Origin of the sequence: Streptomyces sp. NBC_01351 (genome assembly GCF_036237315.1) — a bacterium.
GTDB lineage: Bacteria > Actinomycetota > Actinomycetes > Streptomycetales > Streptomycetaceae > Streptomyces.
In genome coordinates this window covers 1,306,338-1,324,711 of record NZ_CP108356.1, presented here as the reverse complement: position 1 = coordinate 1,324,711, position 18,374 = coordinate 1,306,338, and the positions used below count along the sequence as shown (strand labels likewise).

The following is an 18,374-nucleotide window of genomic DNA, read 5'->3' as shown; positions in this document are numbered from 1 at the left end:
GCGAGGCGCAGGGCGTGGTCACCCGGCGCCCACTCGGTCCGCTGCTGCGCTCGCTGGGCTCCCGGCGCTGCTTCGCCAAGGCTCCGACCCACAAGGAATGGCGCGGACCGCAGAGCTTCTCCGCGTTCGTAGGTCCCCGTTTGCCATTGCTATGCATATGATCATGATCTGCGGATGGGGGAGGGGCGAGTCGTGTCAGGGGATTTCGATCACGAGTGGGGCGTTGAGCGCGCGGATGCGTCCGCGCGGCAGGCGGCCATGCGGCTGAACGGTGTGGGCGGTGGACCGGCGGGTCCCTTGGTGCCGGGCGGTGCGGGTGCGTTCGGTTCGACGCCGGCGGAGAAGACAGCCGCGGCGAACACGATCGAGAACGAGCTTGAGAAGAGCACGCAGAAGGCCGCCGACCACGCCGACGAGACCACCAGCGCTGCCGGCAAGGGCTTCGACGGCTGGGACACCGCCGCCGGCCTGAAGAAGGTCGCGGATACCTGGGACAAGCAGGTCACGGTCCTGATGGGACGCCTTGCCGCAGAGAAGAACCAGCTGCGCGGCGCCTCGAATTTTATCGCCCGGAACGATATCGGCCTGGGTGACCAGTTTCGCGCGTCGAACTCGAAACTGAACGGCCTGGGCAGGGGGGAATGACGTGCTGACGTATTACGAAGTGATGACCACCGACCTCGGTCTACTGAGCACGGCCGCCACCAAGTGGGATGAGATGGCCGGTGAGCTGAAGAAGGTTGAGACCCGTTACGGCGACACGGTGCAGAAGATCACCGTGAATCAGAACTGGGTCGGTATCAGTGCCGGGGTTGCGCACACGAACTTCGCAGCCACCCGCTACGAGTACTCCGCGGCCCAGATCCAGGCGAAGGCGGTCGCCAGCCTGCTGCGCGACGCGCATGAGCAGTTCACCGATCTGAAGAAGAGGCTCGATTCCGCGCGTGATGACGCGATCACGAAGGGAGGCATGACCGTCTCCGAGCAGGGTCGCGTCACCTTCGACTACGCCAAGCTCTCCCCCTCCGAGCGCAGCGCCTACCAGCATGATCCGGACGGTCAGGCCTCCATCCGTGAAGCGGTCACGAAGTGGCAGCAGCACATCGACGACCGCGTAAAGGCCGTCTCCGACGCCGACCAGGGCGTCAAGATCGCCCTTGAAGCCGTCGTCGTTGACAGCAACAAGGACGCCTTCGGCAAGGGCAACGACGAGACCTACGACGGCTTCAACGCGGGTGCGCAGGGCGACATCGAGGTCTACGAGGCCCGCAATGCCGAGGACATTGCCACCCGCATCAATAGCGGCGACAAGGTCTCGGCAGCGGAATACGCCGAACTGGACCGCTCCTTCCGCGACAACTCCACCAACAAGGCGTTCTCCCAGACGTTCCTGGCCGGCATGGGTCCGCAGGGCACCATCGCTCTGACGAACAAGCTGAACGGCAAGACACTCGATGCGGGGAAGGACGGCAGCGCCCAGTTCCTGAACCTGCAGAAGGGCCTCGCGAACACGGTGGCGGGCGCCACCGAGGTACCGGGCAAGGTCTCCGAGGCCCCGCCCGGGTCGAAGCGGTTCAAGGAATGGCTGGCCAGCGAAGACGGCAGGTTCTACCGAGAGTTCACCGAGGGCCTCGACAAGGCCGGCGTCGAGTACACCGGCCGCCAGGAGAACCCGCTCTACGGCTACCAGTCGTTCGTCACACTGATGCAGCACGCTGACACGAAGTTCGACGACCAGTTCCTCTACGACCTCGGTGACGACCTGATCGCGGCCGAGAAGAAGAATTCCGGGATCTTCTACCAGTGGGGAGCGGGTCACAAGGGCATCGAGACCGACGCCATCGACGGGCTCCTCGGCGTCATGAGCAAGAATCCGGACGCGGCGACGGCGTTCTTCGATGCCAAGGGCAACGGTGCGGACGGTGACAAGGTCACCAACGACCACCTGCACTACCTGGCGGGCACCGGCGACGGGACTCGCGAATGGCCCCGCGTCACGGTCATGGGGACCAACGTCACGAACCTCGACGACGCGACCAGCCGTATCGGTTTGGGCTTGGCGCTGGAGGCGGCGACCACCGGCCATCCACCGCTCGGCCCCAAGCAGGACCCCTGGCCCGTCACCCCGCACACCGAAGCCCAGGCCCGCCTCATGCACGACATCATCGGCGAAGTCGGCGCGTCCCAGCAGATCCACGAGAACATACGCGAACCCCTCGCCCGCGCCCTGTCCTCCTACACCGCCGACACGCACGAGATCCTGGCGGGTCTGGACGCCAGATACATCTCGGCGTCCGGGAGCGGCTCGTTCCAGGACGGCAGCACTACTCACATGTCCGCCTCCCAGAAAGACCTCGTCCAGTTCATTCGAGGGCTATCGGACGACCCGGAAGCGTACGCCACGCTCTACAAGGCGGAGTCCCGTTACAGCAGCCTTGTGATGGAAGGAATCCCGCAAGGCGCGACCGGTGACGATCTGACCAACCCCCTGTACAAGTCAGGCAGTGCTATGGGGGCTTACAGCTCAGTGATGGAAGACGTCGTCAACGACAAACGCATGGCCGCGTACAGCGAGGCGGACTGGAAGTCGAAGGTGGCCTACCACGTCATCGGCGGAGCTGTCACACCGCTGTACTTCACGACAGCGGGCGGGATGACCCTCGCCCTCGGCGACTCGCAGCAGCGCGGTGTCGACGTGTGGGCATGGGTTATGGGCAACGACATGAAATCCGCAGCCGATGCGGAAGCCAACGCGAAAATCGCGGACAAGTACCTGGAAGTCAACAACCAGGTTCCCATCATGGTCCAGGACTGGGCACAAGACCGGCCCGACCTGAGAGGGCAGACGGTGGAGGCACTCAGCCGCCACATCCTCGACGGCCACGACCGGGGCGCGAACACGGCACAAAAGTACCTGACGGACACCACGAACTGACTTTCGACTGCTCGGAACGAGAAGAGCCATGCCCCAGACCAGACCCGCACACCGATTCCCCAGCGGCAGGAGACTGCTCCTTCTTGGCCTGTGCCTGGCACTGCTGGGCGGAATGGGGGTATGGCTGCTCCTTGGCGGGAAGCCTACCGAGCCCTGCAACGGACTTCTCCGTAACGAGAAAGTAATGACGTCCCTCGGGGTAGCGCCCACAGAACGGCCTTCCGATTGCGCAGCCCTCGGGAAGGCAATCACGAGGGCTACCATGGGCGACCAACCGGGCCGGCACACCCAGGCGCAGGCGCAGGCCATGAAGCATGTGTTGTACGCCTTTACCTGGTCTTACGGGGCGGAGTTCACCCTCGACCCGGCGTTGCGCCCACCACTCGCGGCCGCGCTGGCGGACTACAGTGGCGACATCTATGCCAGGCTCCACTCGCTGGACCCCCAGTACACCACCAAGTCGGGTGCGGACGATCCCCCATGGCAGATGGGGGACGGCTTCCACATGGCCGTGGACTACCGCCGCCTCCTCTCCGTGCTGCGCGCCGTCTCGACGGATCCGGAGGGCTACGCTGCCATCCACTCGGCCCTCACCCGTTACGCCGCACAGGACCTGGGGTACGTCCCCGCCGACGCGCAAGGAGACGACTTCACTGTCCCGCCCGCAAGAAGCGGCAGGGCGCTCGGCGCACTGGACGGTGTGGCCTTCTCCACCATCGAGCGCCTCGACAGCGAGCAAGCCCGGAAGTGGCAGGGCAGCATGGTCGACAGCCTTCTGAAGACTTCCATCGAGGATCGCACTTACAACCAGGATCCTTCCGCCTACATCACCGCAGCTTGGCTGCATGGCCTGCGCACCGCGCCACGGGACGCACAGGCCGACTACCTCCGTGCGCAGCCGGTGGACATGGCCCGCATCTGGGTTGAGGCCCGCGGCATCGGCGATTCTGCGCAGCAGGGTTTGCTGGCTGCTGTCGAGACATCCGCCGCCGCTGCGCGCAGCGAGGCGAAGCGAGTGCTGAAGCGGTGACTGGCGGCGGGGGTCGGGGAGCCACGCCGCGGGGAACCGTCGGTCGGGTACTGCTCGTGCTCGGGGTGTGTCTGATCCTGCTGGGTGGGGCCGGCGTGTGGTTCCTCTACGGGCGCGCGACGGCCCCTGCCTGTAATGGGCTGCCCGAGGACGAGCGGGTGCAAAAGTCCGTAGGGGTGGAAGTTCGTACGGGGATGAGCTGCGCAGCCTTCGGTGAGCTCCTGGTCAAAGTGACGACAAGCGACGGCTCCGGCCGACATACGCAGGGGCAGGCGCAGGCTCTGAAGGATGTGCTCTTCACGCTCGGGTTCAGCACGCCGGACGAACTCGTCCTTGACCCCGCCCTCCGTATGCCGCTGGCCACCGCGGTGGCCGACTACGCACCGGATCTGCACGAAATGCTCGCGGGTCTCGACGGCGAGTACGTGCGTCAGGCGGGTCGGCAGACCCCGCCGTGGGAATCCGACGGCACTTACCACCTGGCCGTCTACAACACTGTCCTCAGGAAAGTCCTGCGCGAGGTTGCCCAGGACCCCCACGCCTACGCCCTGCTGCGCGTCACGGAAACCCGAACCGCCGCTCAGCGCCTCGCCACCGTGCTCCCGGACGCGACCGGCTACGCGCTCACCGTGCCGCCGACGGCGAACGCGCGAGGGTTCGGCATCCTGGACGGCATCGGCGACGCGGTCACGCACGGGCAGGACAAGGACCGGGCCGTGAAGTGGCGCCGGGCCGTCATGGAGCGGCTGTTGAGTGACCCGACCACCCCGCACACCTACCAGGACGGCCCGGCCTCCTACCTCACGGCGACTTGGCTCCAGGACCTGAAGAACACGCCCGAGAAGGAACGTCCGGACCGCCTGCGCACCCAGGGCGTCGACATGGCCCGCGCCTGGGCGGAGGCCCGGAAAACGGACGAGCAGACGCGGCAGGGGCTGCTCGCGAAGGTGGAGCGCAGCGGGCTCAGTGCCTACCGCGAAATAGAGCCATGACCCCAACCGAGCGTGCCGGGTTTCGCAGCAGGTGATCGGCGATGCCGGCGGCCTTTTCCAGCGCGGCGCGTATCGCCTCGGTGATCAGCTTCAGGCGGGTCAGGTCGCGCACTGCGGCCAGGACGTGGGTGGAGTCGGTGCGCTGCGTGGTCCGCTCACGCACCAGCCCGGCCCTCCTTGAGGCGGGCCAGCACGAGGTCGAGAAGGCTGTCGGCACGGCCAGCCTCCGCGAGACGGTCTCGGAAATCGGCCAGCACGCCGTGGTGGAAGTCGAGGTCGTCCAGCCGGTCTCTCACCCACATCGCTGTCGTACCGCTCGGGTTGCTCGCCCGCGGGACCTGCGCAGTCAGAGGCGGGGCGTGCTCACCGGAACGGGGATGGAGCGACGACGAACACCTCAACAACGGCATCGGCCTTTGGAACAGCCCGAGCATGCCTGTTGATCACGCTGCCGCACCGGGAAACGCCAAGATCCCCGACTGAGTCAAGCTTGAGCGCCGTGGCGACGGCTCTCGCAAAGGGGCCGTGACGGTGGCAACTGCAGACCCGGCACCATCGTCTCGGTACGGACCACCATGGCATCCGTCCGTTGGCGGAATATTGCCGGGCTCCGGCAAACCTGGAGCCAGAAGCCGACAGTCGGGCCCCCTGTCCTGACAGAGGCGCACCACCGATAGAGTCACCTGGCCGCACTGCGGTCCGCCCTCCGATCCCTCCACCCGCGCCTTCGGCGGCGCACGCGCATGCGTGCACACCGCGTGTACACGTTTCAGGAGTCAGACCCATGATGTGGCATTGGATCGGTTTGACCGTCTTCTCCCTCACCCTGCTGCCGGCAGGCCTGGCCATGGCCACGGATCGGGTCCCCGAACGGTTGCGCGGCCGCCTGACGCCCGTACGGCCACGCGGATGGGCCTTGCTGCTGATCTACGCCACCGGACCGGTCAACGCGCTCCCACGGCTGGCCGATGCCGCCCCCGATGTCACGCTGTTCTGTACGGCGGCCGGCGGAATAGTCGCAGTCGCCGGCTGCCTGGTATTGGGCGTCGCCACTCTTGCGCATCAGCGCCGTCCGGTCGCGGCCCCTCGCGAAGGGGCCTGACACCGTGCCCGCCCCACGTCGCACGTACCGCAGGCGACGTGAAGTCGTATCGGTCATCGCCTGGTGGGCTGTGCTCACCCTGGCCCTCTGGCTGTTGGGGCGGGTGACGGGTTATCCAGTCGGCCTCACGTCGAGCGCCGCCTCCGCGGCCCTCCTGGTTGCTACCGGCGAAATCGGCGACTGGGTTCGGCGACGCCGAACGGCACGGCGAAACCGCCCGGAGGCGGAGCCACGTCTGCTCTGAGTCCGTAGGCCGAATCAGGATCCTTGACCGGACGACCGTAGGAGCAGTTGCGGATCGTGTTGGGCAGCAGGTCTCGGGCGAGGTGCTCGAGGCGGGGTCCCGGTGGTGCCGGTGTCGGATGAGGCGGCGAGGAGATGGTGCAGTACGGCGTCCGCCGATACGACCCCCAGCATCCGGACGTCGTCATCGTCGACGCGTTCTATGACGGGCACGAGAGGGGTGCCCTTGCGCGCCATGACCTCCGCGATCCGCGCGACGGTCGCGTCCGGTCCCACACACTGCGCGCGGAAGCCGTGTCGGGGCAACCACTCGGCGACAGTCAGCCCCACCAGACCGGCGAACTGCTGCGCGGAGTGCTCGTCACGGAGGACGGCGGCACGAAGCGGATCCTCCACCGCCGCATCTGGCACCAGCTGGCGCACGAGTTGGGACACCGGAACCACCGCGCGCGGCATGCCGTTCGTGTCCAGGACGAGCAGAGCCGGGAGGCTGTGCGCGACCAGCAGGCGGACGGCGTCGTCAGCGCTGTCGGCGGTCGTCACGCACGGGTAGGGGGCGGCGAGGTCACGCGCGGACATGAGCGGACTCCTGGGAGGGTACGGTGCGGCGATCCTGCTCGCCGCCGGGGATTCCCGCGATGTCCTCGACGTGGAACAGCCGGGCCACCGGGACGTCGGTGCTGCTGTGGGCGATGATCGAGAAGGCGATGCAGACGGCGATGAGGGTGTATGCCTGCTCGCCCTGGGGGATACCCGCCTGGAGCACGAGCAGTCCGTAGACGACCGAGGCGAAGCCCTTGGGGCCGAACCAGGCGGCGACGAGCTTCTCCCGGCGCTCCAGCCGGGTCCCGAGCAGCGACAGCAGCAGCGATGCGGGCCGGATCAGGAAGATGGCCAGAAGTACCGCGACGTACCCGCCCGCGGACAGGTCGCCGAACAGCTGAGGCGTCAGGAGAGCGCCGAAGACCAGGAGCGCAGCGAACTTCGCCAGCTCCGCCAGAGACTCGCCCAGCGGTTCGAAGGCGGCCTTGGGCTCCGGCGACACCGTGGCGAGGACCGCGCCCGCGGAGAACGCCGCGAGGTAGGGGTTGGCGTGGGTGAGGTGGCAGAGCCCATAGAGAATGATGCCGGTGGCGAGTGGCAGCAGCGGCTGGAGCTTGGGCTCGGCTCCCAGCAGCCTCAGTCGCACGAGGCCGGCCACCACCAGCGGCAGGACGATACCGAACGCGAGGCCGAGGCCGAGCTCCAGGGCGATCGACCCGATCGACGTCTTGGAGTGGGAGGCCGTCGGGCCGGCGGCGGCGATGAGGATGAGGACGACCGGAAGCGCCAGCCCGTCGTTGATGCCGCTCTCGACGTTCAGCAGCTGTCGAAGCTTGGCAGGGACTTCCTTCCGCCCCACGATGGCGGAGGCGAACACCGGGTCGGTCGGTGCCAGGACCGCGCCGACGAGGAAGGAGGTCGTCCAGTCCAGCCCGGCGATGTAGTGGGTGGCCAGGGCCATGCCCACCATGGCCAGGGGCATGCCGAGTCCCAGTGCGCGGGCCGGGTTCTTCCAGTTCTCCCGAAGCTTGGGGAACGAGACGTGCATGCCGTCCGTGAACAGCACGGCGAACAGGGCCAGATCCGCGGTCACGGCGACGATTTCGCTGTCGGGGGTGATGTGGATCAGGCCGAGGAAGCCGTCACTGACGAGGGCGCCTCCCAGAAGGAAGAGCAGTGACGTGGAGAGCACGGTGCGGGCGGCGAGCCCGGACAACAGCACCGCAACCAGCAGCGCCACACCGAAGACGGCGACGAGAAGCATGACAGAGTCCCCCTGATCTGCGAAGAGAGCTATCCCTTGTTCGCCGACCAGGCTTCCCGGCACACCGGGGGTTACTTTATACGACCCTTACGCTTTCCTGACGGGATCCTGACGGCAGTTCCACACCGCCTGTACTGCCGGGTTCCGGCAAGCAGCTTCACGGTCGTGACCGCGTAGCGTGGGCATCCGCACCGGAGAGGTACCCATGAACGGAAATCTGGCGCACGCCCTCGCCCTCGCGGCGGCGACGCTGCTCCTGCTGCCTTTTGCGATCGCCCTGCTCGTCGGCTGGACGCCTTCCCGCCTGGGCGCGCGAGAGGTGAGCAGGCCGTACGCTTATGCGATTCTCTGCCTCTACCTGCAGGCGCCCTTGAACACGCTGCCGCGGATGGTCGACGCTCCACTGGGGGTCGTCACGGCGGGCGTAGCGGTGGGCGTCGCCTGCGGTGGAGCGGCAGTCGCCTTTCTGGTGCTGGCACTCAGGGCTGCTCGCCGGCTCGTTCCAGAAGGTGAACGGTGACGATGACCCTCCGTACCCGAGTCAGGATCTGGCTCCGCGCAAACGCCACGGAATTCCGTGCCGGGATGCTGCTCGTGGCTGTGGGGGTGCCTCTCTCGCTGGCGGGAGCCCTCGTGTACGTCCTGCCAGAGCCCGGCTTCCCCGTGCTCTTCATCGGACTGTCGTGCTTGTTCACGGGGTTGGTCATGATGGCTGCGAACGTTTCAGAGCGAGAGCGGCGCTGACGGGCGCCATGAAGGCTTGAGGGCGGGACAGCGTGCGATGCCTCTTTCAACGGCCCGCTCCAGGGCGCTGTACAGAATGAAGGGCGCCCTTCCTGAAGTCGCTGAGGCGGGATGTCACACGTGGCCCGCTGCTCCGGTGAACGGGTTCGTGCTGACGTCCCTCTTCGTTCAGCCGGGTCAGGAAGCAGGAGCCTTCGATTCGCGCTGGTAGATGTCGGGGATGCCGTCGGCGTCGGCGTCGAGGTTCTCTTCCTCGTACAGGCGCTTGTAGACGGTGTTGCGGCGGCGGAGCAGTACGGCCGCCAGGACGGCGGCGGTGACGGAGGCGATGAGTACGGCCGCCTTGACGTGCTCTCCTACGGCGGCGCCGGGGAAGGCGAGCTCGCCGATGAGGAGGGCGACGGTGAAGCCGATGCCTGCGAGGACCGACAGTCCGAGGACATCGGCCCAGGCCAGGTCGGGGTTGAGCTCGGCTTTGGTGAAGCGGGCGGCGAGGTAGGTGCCGAGGAAGATGCCGAGGACCTTGCCGACGACGAGTCCGATGACGACGCCGAGCGGTTCGGGGGTGGTGAACACCTCTGCCAGGGCGGGTCCGGAGATGCTGACGCCCGCCGCGAAGAGGGCGAAGAGCGGCACGGCAACACCGGCGGAGAAGGGGTGCAGCAGGTGCGAGACGCGAGCGGCGGGGGAGGCCTTCTCGTCCTTGTCGCGGGTGGTGCGCAGGATGAGGCCCATGGCGACGCCGGCGACGGTGGCGTGCACGCCGCCGTTGTACATGAGGGCCCAGATCGCGATGGCGAGGGGCACGTACCACCACCAGCCGCGGACGCGGTAGCGCTGGAGGAGGTAGAAGACGGCGAGGCCGGCGAAGGCTCCGCCGAGCGCCCAGAGGTTCAGGTCGCTGGTGAAGAAGATCGCGATGATGAGGATGGCGCCGAGGTCATCGACGACGGCGAGGGTGAGGAGGAAGGCGCGCAGGGCGGCGGGGAGGTGGGTGGAGATCACGGCGAGCACGGCCAGCGCGAAGGCGATGTCGGTGGCCATGGGGACGGCCCAGCCGTCGAGGCTGCCGCCACCGGCCGAGGCGGTTGCGGCGTAGAGCGCGGCGGGCACGGCCATGCCGCAGATGGCGGCGATGACCGGGAGGGCGGCCGTGGCGGGGGTGCGCAGCTCGCCGACGACCAGTTCGCGTTTGAGTTCGATGCCGGCGACGAGGAAGAAGATCGCGAGGAGGCCGTCGGCGGTCCAGTGCCCCACGGAGAGGTCCAGGCCGAGGGCGGGTATGCCGAAGTGGAAGTCGCGTATCGCCTCATAGGCGCCGCTGAACGGGGTGTTGGCCCAAATCAACGCGATCACGGCGGCGGCGAGGAGAACCAGCCCGCCTACGGTCTCGGTGCGCAGGGCGGAGGCGATGGCCTGCCGCTCGGGCCACGGCATGAGGCCGAAGACGATACGTGGGCGCTGGTTGCTCATACGGGAAGCCTTCCGGGGGCATCGGCTGGAAATGGGCACACGGCCCCAAGGACGCCGACCAGACTTCCCGGCACACCGCGCGTCGCGGGCAGCCAGCTGCCCCTTGACGCGTTCTTTACACCCTATCCCGGGTCACCGGATCCCACCAGAGGGGTTCTCACCTGCTGAAATGCAGATGAGCGGGCTCGTACACACCAAGGCGCAAGGTGTGTACGAGCCCGCTCAGGAGCCGGGCCGCCGGGGGGACGGTCAGACGGTGGTCTTCACCGGCTCCTGGTCTTCGTCCTCGTCTGCTTCGGTGTCCAGGCCGGCGTCGCGGCGGCGGACGTAGGCGAGGAAGGAGTTCAGCTCGCGCTTGACCACGGGGGCCAGCAGGTACAGGCCGATGATGTTGATGACGGCGAGCATGAAGAGAACCGCGTCGGCCATGTCGATCAGGGTCTGCAGGGTCAGCAGGGAACCGGCGACCGCGAACAGGGTGTACATGACCTTGAACGTCAGCTCACTGGCCTTGCTGCGGCCGAAGAGGTGGGTCCAGGCCTTCATGCAGTAGTAGCCCCAGGTCAGCACGGTGGAGATGGCGAACAGCATCACCGCGATGGTGAGGATGTACGGGAACCAGGGCAGGACCGTGCCGAAGGCGTCGGAGGTGATGGTCACGCCGCCGATGGACTCGCCCTTGCGGGCCTCGCCCCAGCTCGCCGGGTTGGCGATGACGATCGTCAGCGCGGTCATGGTGCAGATGACGACGGTGTCGATGAACGGCTCCAGCAGGGCGACCAGGCCCTCGCTGGCGGGGTGCTTGGTCTTGACCGCGGAGTGGGCGATCGGGGCAGAGCCGAGACCGGCCTCGTTGGAGAACGCGGCCCGCTTGAAGCCGATGATCAGCGCACCGAGGACACCACCGGCGACACCCTCGGGGTTGAAGGCACCCTCGATGATCGTGGAGATCGCGGACGGTACGGCGGAGACGTTGACGAGGATGACCACGAGGCAGGCGACGATGTAGATGCCGGCCATCGCGGGAACGAGCTTGCTGGTGACGGAGGCGATGGAGCGGATGCCGCCGAGGAGCACGATGCCGACGATCGCGGCGATCAGGATGCCGAAGAACAGGGCGCCGGCCGAGGAGCCCATCATGCCGCTCTCACCGCCGGTGACGGAGACCAGCTGCGCGTAGGACTGGTTGACCTGGAAGAGGTTGCCGCCGAAGAGACCGAAGAACAGGATCATCGCGGAGGCGAGGACCGCCAGGACCTTGCCGAGGGTCTTGCCGCGGGCGCCGAAGCGCTCGGCCAGACCCTTGGGCAGGTAGTGCATCGGGCCGCCGGAGACGGAGCCGTCGGCGTGCACCTCGCGGTACTTCACACCGAGGGTGACCTCGACGAACTTCGTCGCCATGCCCAGCAGGCCGCAGAGGATCATCCAGAAGGTGGCGCCCGGGCCACCGATGGAGACGGCCACCGCCACACCCGCGATGTTGCCGAGGCCGACGGTGCCGGAGACGGCCGCGGTCAGCGCCTGGAAGTGGTTGACCTCACCGGCCGACCCCTTCTCGTCGTACTTGCCGCGCACCACGTCGATCGCGAGCCGGAACTTGCGTATCTGCACCAGGCCGAACCAGCCGGAGAAGATCAGACCGGCCACGACGAGCCAGGCGACGATCAGCGGGAGCTGGGTGCCGGCCACGGGGACGGAGTAGAAGACGATCTCTCCGAGCCATGTGGCGATGGGCTCGAAGAAGCCGCTGACGGCATCGTCGATGGAGCTGGTGATGGTGTCGAGTGACATCTGGCAAAACCTCGATGGCGCAGAGCCGGCGCAGTGCGGTGCGGCGGCTGTGGATGCGGGCTTTGAGCGAACGCCGTTGTCCGGTCGGCGACCCTGGTCGTCTCGATCCGTGGACTCGGAGTGAGACCTTCCTGGTTTGTTCTGGCCGGTGCGTGCCGGCGCTCCGCATGCGGCGAGGGGTGGTGCCGAAGCGGAGTTGCGTATTCATAGCACGGTCTTTACGAGATCTTTAGTGATCCAGATCACTGCTGCGGGCGGCTGGCGTGCGATTCCCAGGTGCGGTGATGCGATCGTTATCCGGATTTGAGGTTTTGCTGAGCGGACGCGGCATGTGGGCGACAGCTCTCCGGAGGCCAGCCACGGGGCTGAGGAGACGAGGGAGCGGGTAAAGAAGTCCGCATGAACTGGCTGATCACCTTTGCGGGCGCGGCCCTGGTGCTGTTGGTCCTGCGGGACGTGTTCCACACCCTGTGGCACCCCACGCGGCACGGTGGTCTCAGCCGACTGGTCATGACAGCCCTGTGGCGGCTGGCCGCCTCCCTGCCCCTGCGCCGCCGGGCCTCAGGGCTGGCGGGCCCCCTCGCCATGGTGATCGTGGTCGCGGCCTGGGCCCTCACCGCGGTCCTGGGATGGACCCTGATCTACTGGCCGCACATGCCGCAGGCGTTCACCTACGCCACCGGACTGAAGCCCGCCGACCACGCGGGATTCGCGGACGCCCTGTACGTGTCCCTGGTCCACATCTCCACCCTCGGGCTCGGCGACATCGCACCCGCCGAGGGATGGCTCCGGATCCTCGCCCCCATGGAGGCCCTCGTCGGCTTCGCCCTGCTCAGCGCCACGGTGGCATGGACACTCGGCATCTACCCCGCGTTGGCCCGCCGCCGCGCCCTCGCCCTGCGCCTCTCCCACCTCGCCCGCACCTATCCCACGACGGAGCAGATCGACGCCGACGCGGGCGCGGCCATCCTGGACGGCCTGGCCGGGGCAGTGGCTGTGGTCTCCGTCGACTTCCAGCAGTACGCAGAGTCCTACTACTTCCACGACGGCGACGACCGGACCTCCCTCGCCCGCCAGATCACCTGTGCCATGAACTTGGCGGACCAGGCCGCCGCGGCCCGCCACCCCGACGTCCGGCTGTCCGCCGCCGTGCTCAGGGCAGCGCTGGACGACCTGGCCGCCATCCTCGACGAACGCTTCCTCCGCACCCGGGGATCAGCAAGGGAAGTCTTCGAAACCTTCGCCCACGACCACGGCCGCCACACGGGTGGCGGAACCTGATGACCGTCCCGCCTTCACCCCCGTAGACCGTGGTCGCCCTCCCGGGCAGCGTGCCGGCCGCCCGGGAGGGCGAGCAGGTGGCGCGGGTCCGTCGCCCGGGTGATGGCGCCCTCCACAGCGGCGACCCGGTCGGCGAGCAGGCCGAGTGCGGCGACCGCCCGGGTCAGCGGGTCGTCGTCCCGGCCTCCGAGGGCCTGGCCCCGGACGTAGGAGGCGGTGACCGCGGCCCAGCGGGCCTCCTGCTCCGGGGTGAGGGTGCCGCGCAGGGCGGCGAGCTTGAGGCGGTTGGCCTCAGCCTCGGTGGTGAGGGTCTGGGCCTCTGCCGCGTAGTGGTCGTCGACGAGAGCGGTCAGCTCGGCATCGTTCATGACCAGCGAGAGCCGGGCCGCGATCTTGTTCATGTTGCGGTAGGAGCCCTGGAGCCGGAACGGCGGTTCGGTTCGGCTCGCCTCGCTCTGGGCCGCGGAGGCGATGTAGGCGGCGTTGACCGCCAGGACCGTCGTCCGCGCGGTGAGGAGGTGACGCAGCACGGCGAGGATCTGGTCCAACTCGGCCGAGGGATAGGGGTGGGCGAGCCGGTCACGGCCGGCGGCGGGGTCCCCGTCGGCGAGGCGGACGAGGAGCTCCAGGTCCGCGCGGTCGCGCCCGGCGAGCGGAGCCAGGACCGGGTTGGAAGTGAGTGCGTTCTCGACGAAGCTGAGCGCGAAGGCGTCGTCCTTCCCCGTGAGGACGTCGCCCAGGTTCCAGACGTCGGCGCGATTGGCGAGCATGTCGGGGACGCGGAAGCGCTGCCCGGACTCGGTGTACGGGTTGCCGGCCATGCAGACGGCGAACCGCTTGCCGCGCAGGTCGCGGCCGTCCAGCGTACGGGTCGTGTCGCACAGCGGGATGAACTTCTGGAGCAGTTCGGGCGAGGTGTGCTGGATGTCGTCCAGGTAGAGCATCACGTTGTTGCCGGCCTGTAGTGCGAAGGCGATCTTCTCCAGCTCGCGCCGGGCCGTGGCATCCGGGGCAGCCTCAGGGTCGAGGGAGGTCGTGCCGTGCCCGAGGGAAGGACCGTCGATCTTGATCAGGAGCAGCCCAAGGCGCTCGGCGACGTACTCGACGAGGGTCGTCTTGCCGTATCCGGGCGGTGAGATGAGCATCAACAGCCCGCTGCTGTCCGTGCGCTTGTCGGCCCCGGCCGCTCCGATCTGCTTGGCGAGGTTGTCACCGATCAGGGGGAGGTACACCTCGTCGACCAGCCGATTGCGGACGAAGGAGGACATGACCCGCGGACGGTGTGAATCGATCCGGAGCCGCTCGTTCTCGGCCGCCGTGAGGACGCCGCGCTGCCGCTGGTAGGCACGGAAGCCCGGGACGTCCTGCGCGGCGAAGTCGGCGTTGCGGGCGAGGAATTCGTCCAGGCGCAGGACGAGGGAACGTCCGCTAATCCGAGGGTGGGCGCCGAGCAGCCCGGATACGGTCGCGATGGTGGCGCCGGCGGCCTCGTAGCGGTCCAGGCCGGTGCACAGCTCGACGGCGACGGCCTCGGCGATGTCGCCGTCGTCGATGTCCTCGCCGCAGGCCGCCGCGTAGGACGTGAGCCAGCCTTCGACGAGCTGGCTGCGGGCGGCGAGGTCCGGGAGGGCGGTGAGGTCCTCGTCATAGGGCGAGGCGCCCACGCTGCGGCGGAACTTGTCGAGGAAAGTGTGGGCCGCGGCGGAAACGGCGAACCCGGCCGGTTCACAGGCCAGTTCTTCGAAGAGGTACTCGGCGGAGCGAGCCGCCGCGGCCGTGTCGAGAGCGAAAGCCGTTATGGCCTGGGCTAGTTCGCCTCGGAGGGCGTCGAGCGCCGCACTGGGCCCGAAGGTGTCGCGTGCCCGGGCCAGGGAGGCGGCGCGGCGGGTGAGGGAGGCGCGCTCCTCGGCGGTCGTGCCGTGTGCCCAGAACAGTGCGGCGGCCGCCCGGTCCCGGGCCGGGTAGCGCAGCAGCCCGGCGCTCTCGTGCAGGCGCAGCAGCACGCGCAGGATGGCGGCGGCGTCGTGGTCGTGCACTCCGCGCTCGTAGCCCTCGTCGTACGCGGCCTCGGCTGCCTGACGGACGAGGGCATCCAGGTCGGAAGCGGTGAGAGCCGCGCTGCCGTGTTCGGCCAGCAGCCGGGCCGCCAGGTACTCTGCGCGGTAGACCACGGCCGACTCGGACGGCAGCAGCCGGTCCCAGTACGGCCGGGTGGCGGCGAACTGCGGATCGGTGACCGGGCGGCGGTAGTCGGTGCCGGTGAGCGCGAAGGCCAGGCCGTCCCCGTGCGGTACGAGGGTCAGCTCGGTGGACTGCCGGGTGACCGCGAACCGGTGCCGGCCGAGGCGAATCGTCTCGCCGCCGTCGGCGAACAGCTCCGTACGGTCGCGCAGCGCGCGCCCCGCTTCCTGCCGTGCGGCCGAGAGCAGACCCGTCAGCTCCTCCGCCCGGACGGCATCGCCGAGTTCGCGTAGTTCGTCGGCCATGCGCCGGACCCTGCTCACCATCGGGTCGGAGGCGAAGTACGTGTGGATCTCGTCGGCGCTGTCCAGCGTCGTCACCCGGCGGGAGACCGTCTCCAGCACACGGCGCGCGGAGTCGGCGAGGGCCTCGGCACGTCGGGCGCGGGCGTCCTGGAGCGTCTGCCGGCGGGCGGAGAACGCGTCGTGGACCTCGGCTCGCTTCCCGGCGATCTCGGTCAGGAACCCGTCGTGCTCCGCGTAGCGCGCCTCCAGGTTCTCCAACCGAAGTAGCAAACGGGCGAGTTGGGACGCGCACTCCTCGGGGGTGCCGGCCGCCGCGAGGGCGCCGGTGACGGCTTGGCCCAACAGCGCGAACTCCGCCGTGAACCCGGCGCGCCCTTCGATGTCGAGCAGTTCTCGGCGGCGGGATGCGAGCGCGGCGAGGGCCCGGTTCGCTGCGGCGAGCACCTCGGAGATGCGCGCCAGGATGGCGGTGCGGACGGTCGCGTCGCCGATGTCCAGGTCGGCGACCACCTCGGCAAGGGACTGAAGGCCGAAGCTCCGCTCCTCCAGACGTTCCCGGAGGGGAGCGGTCTCGGCGACGGTGGGGACCGCCCCGGCGTCGACGGCGAGCTGTTCGGCCTCGTCCACATGCGCGTCGAAGACGTCCTCACGCGAGAGGAAGGCCACGGCGCGCTGCCCGGCAGCGGCGATGTCCGATGCCACGTCATGGCTCAGGGCTTCGATGGCGCTGGTGTCGGCGTACCGCATATCGCCGAGCGTGAGCAGGTGTCCATGGGCCCGGCGCAGTTCGGCGATGCGCTCGATCCACTCCTCGGCAGTGGCCGGGGACTCGCTACGGGCGCGGCGCACCAGCCGGGCGATGTTCCGGGCGGACTCCGCGAGGGCGTCGGCCGCCTGCCGGGTGAGGGCGGTGACGGACTCGAACTCGTCGAGGACCTGCTGTGCGGTGGCCCGTACCGCCTCCAGCGCGCCACGCAGCTCGCCGGCCTCCGTGTCGCCCAGCCAGGGGTGCCGGTCGGCGGCCTTGACGCAGGCGGAGAGCAGCGCCTCGTACAGCGGTCCGCGGGGTGCTGATCCGGTCTCGGAGGCCTGTCGTGCGACAGCCAGGCAGTCGGCGATGCCCCGGACCAGGTCGGCGTTGCCGATCCGGCCGAGCGAGCCGCTTCCGGCGGGGGAGGGGTGGGTGTCGGAGGTGAAGGGGGTCTGCCAGGTCTGCACCGGGTGCGTTCGAGCCGGCTCGTTCGCAACGGCCCGCAGGACGACGAGGGCTCCGTCGTCGAACAGGGCGTGGCCGTGGCAGGAGATCGGCGCGGCGACCTCCTTGCGGATCACGTTGTACGGGAGCAGCAGGGTGCGTCCCTCGGAGCGGGCGTGGAAGGCGAACAGCACGTCTTCGCCGTTGGGGGCGCGGAAGGTCCGCTCGAACTCCAGGCCGGTCGGGTCCGCGACCGCCGGGTCGAAGGTCCGGACGGTGCCGGAGCCGAGGCAGTAGCCACCGGGAAAGACGATGCCCTCGTCGTCCGGCAGCCGCCGGCAGGACTGCCCGATGCCGTCGAGCCGGACCACCGTGCCCGTCACGGAGTTGAAGACCAGGTGGCGTCGCGTCTGCTCCTTGTACGGGCGGATCCGGAGCAGGATCAGCGGGCCGACAGAGGCGTGTGCGATGTCGGCATCGGCCAGGGACTGGAGCGGCTCATCGACGGGCTCGCGGTGGACGCCCTCGTCCGTTTCTGTGTCGTTGTCGGTCTTCACCGTGAGCGCGCCGCCCACTGTCGAGACGAAGAGGCGGCCGTCGATGGAGACGTGCGGATGGCGGCCCTGGACGTGGTCCTCCCGGGTGGTCTCCTGCCACTTCACCTCGTGCGCCGCCGGGAGTACGTGATCGCGCTCGCCACGGGCGTCCAGGAACCGGGCCTGACCGTCCGGGGTGAGCGACCAGCGCAGGACGCGGATGTCCTCGGCCTGCTCCCCGGTCCGGAACACGGCCAGCAGCTTGCCGTCCACCCGGCGCAGCTGGAGCAGGCGCGCACCCCGGTAGTACCGGTGGAGCGCGGTGAACTCCCTGACGAATTCCGGGTCGTCGAGCAGGCCGGGGGCCGCGTCGGCGGGGAGCGGGTTGAAATCGCGGTCGTAGAGGGCCAGAACGTCGGAGACGGCCCGATCCGGACCGGTGGAAGCGGCACCGTTGCAGCCGAAGAGGAGGACGTCTCCGACCGCGACGATGTCGCGGGCCGTCCTGCTCTCCTCGGTGCGCAAACGCCCGGATCCCGAGAGCACGAGCCCGGTGGAGCCGAACTCCTCGATTCTGGCCTTGTTCAGCGTCTCGGTGCGGCGGGTGAGCTCTGCGGCCTGGGCCGTGAGCCGGTCGCGCAGCACCCCGTACGTCCCGGCGTCCAGTCCGGCGTTCGTTTCGGAGACCGTCTCCGGCTCCGTCGCCCTGACCGTGCTCGTGGCCGTGGTCATCTGGTCCAGCTCCTCGTCGTTCAAGGC

Annotated in this window: 14 protein-coding genes; 7 read left to right on the top strand and 7 right to left on the bottom strand. The window is 68.7% G+C overall.

The genetic code is table 11. The features are described 5' to 3' along the window. The first annotated feature begins 192 nt into the window (after nt 1-192). The 4 genes from OG625_RS06170 to OG625_RS06155 all read left to right on the top strand — a co-directional run bounded on the left by OG625_RS06170 (nt 193) and on the right by OG625_RS06155 (nt 4,957). Nucleotides 193-645 carry a hypothetical protein gene (locus OG625_RS06170; protein ID WP_329377096.1) on the top strand — a complete coding sequence of 151 codons (453 nt, stop codon included), beginning with the start codon at nt 193-195 and terminating at the stop codon, nt 643-645. A gap of 1 nt (nt 646) precedes the next feature. Next, on the top strand, nt 647-2,935 hold the full coding sequence (locus tag OG625_RS06165) for a hypothetical protein (protein ID WP_329377094.1): 2,289 nt from the start codon (nt 647-649) through the stop codon (nt 2,933-2,935). Nucleotides 2,936-3,197: 262 nt separating this feature from the next. Continuing rightward, entirely contained in the window at nt 3,198-3,965 is a 768-nt protein-coding gene (locus tag OG625_RS06160) for a hypothetical protein (RefSeq protein WP_329377092.1), read from the top strand. A 194-nt stretch (nt 3,966-4,159) separates the two neighbouring features. Then, nucleotides 4,160-4,957 (top strand): hypothetical protein, encoded by a 798-nt coding sequence (locus tag OG625_RS06155; protein WP_329377091.1) that lies wholly within the window; start codon nt 4,160-4,162, stop codon nt 4,955-4,957. On the opposite strand, the gene OG625_RS06150 is transcribed toward OG625_RS06155, so the two are convergent. Both OG625_RS06150 and OG625_RS06145 read right to left on the bottom strand, forming a co-directional pair. Further along, complete coding sequence (locus OG625_RS06150; RefSeq protein WP_329377089.1) at nt 4,929-5,120, bottom strand: hypothetical protein; 192 nt, start codon at nt 5,118-5,120, stop codon at nt 4,929-4,931. The two genes, OG625_RS06155 and OG625_RS06150, sit on opposite strands and share 29 nt — an antisense overlap. Next, nucleotides 5,113-5,253 (bottom strand): hypothetical protein, encoded by a 141-nt coding sequence (locus tag OG625_RS06145; protein ID WP_329377088.1) that lies wholly within the window; start codon nt 5,251-5,253, stop codon nt 5,113-5,115. The genes OG625_RS06150 and OG625_RS06145 overlap by 8 nt, the downstream gene beginning before the upstream one ends. A gap of 488 nt (nt 5,254-5,741) precedes the next feature. Here OG625_RS06145 and OG625_RS06140 point away from each other — a divergent pair, with 488 nt between their 5' ends. Continuing rightward, nucleotides 5,742-6,059 carry a hypothetical protein gene (locus tag OG625_RS06140; RefSeq protein ID WP_329377086.1) on the top strand — a complete coding sequence of 106 codons (318 nt, stop codon included), beginning with the start codon at nt 5,742-5,744 and terminating at the stop codon, nt 6,057-6,059. A 258-nt stretch (nt 6,060-6,317) separates the two neighbouring features. Here OG625_RS06140 and OG625_RS06135 read toward each other — a convergent pair whose 3' ends face one another. Beyond that, the gene (locus OG625_RS06135) at nt 6,318-6,881 is read right to left on the bottom strand and encodes a CBS domain-containing protein (RefSeq protein WP_329377084.1); all 564 of its coding nucleotides are present in this window, start codon (nt 6,879-6,881) and stop codon (nt 6,318-6,320) included. Beyond that, a complete protein-coding gene (locus OG625_RS06130) occupies nt 6,868-8,109 on the bottom strand; it encodes a cation:proton antiporter (RefSeq protein WP_329377082.1) in 1,242 nt (413 codons plus the stop codon). The genes OG625_RS06135 and OG625_RS06130 overlap by 14 nt, the downstream gene beginning before the upstream one ends. 205 nt (nt 8,110-8,314) lie before the next feature. Here OG625_RS06130 and OG625_RS06125 point away from each other — a divergent pair, with 205 nt between their 5' ends. Next, a complete protein-coding gene (locus OG625_RS06125; protein ID WP_329377080.1) occupies nt 8,315-8,629 on the top strand; it encodes a hypothetical protein in 315 nt (104 codons plus the stop codon). 401 nt (nt 8,630-9,030) lie between these two features. Here OG625_RS06125 and nhaA read toward each other — a convergent pair whose 3' ends face one another. Together nhaA and OG625_RS06115 are read right to left on the bottom strand one after the other, a co-directional pair. Beyond that, nucleotides 9,031-10,326, bottom strand: a complete 1,296-nt coding sequence (gene nhaA, locus OG625_RS06120) for a Na+/H+ antiporter NhaA (protein WP_329377078.1) — start codon at nt 10,324-10,326, stop codon at nt 9,031-9,033. A gap of 249 nt (nt 10,327-10,575) precedes the next feature. Continuing rightward, nucleotides 10,576-12,117 (bottom strand): alanine/glycine:cation symporter family protein, encoded by a 1,542-nt coding sequence (locus tag OG625_RS06115; protein WP_329377076.1) that lies wholly within the window; start codon nt 12,115-12,117, stop codon nt 10,576-10,578. 399 nt (nt 12,118-12,516) lie between these two features. Here OG625_RS06115 and OG625_RS06110 point away from each other — a divergent pair, with 399 nt between their 5' ends. Then, nucleotides 12,517-13,398, top strand: coding sequence for a potassium channel family protein (locus tag OG625_RS06110; RefSeq protein ID WP_329377073.1), 882 nt, complete (start codon nt 12,517-12,519; stop codon nt 13,396-13,398). A gap of 14 nt (nt 13,399-13,412) precedes the next feature. Here the strand turns inward: OG625_RS06110 and OG625_RS06105 are convergent, their stop codons facing one another. Beyond that, nucleotides 13,413-18,347 (bottom strand): DNA repair ATPase, encoded by a 4,935-nt coding sequence (locus OG625_RS06105; protein WP_329377071.1) that lies wholly within the window; start codon nt 18,345-18,347, stop codon nt 13,413-13,415. Nucleotides 18,348-18,374 lie beyond the last annotated feature (27 nt).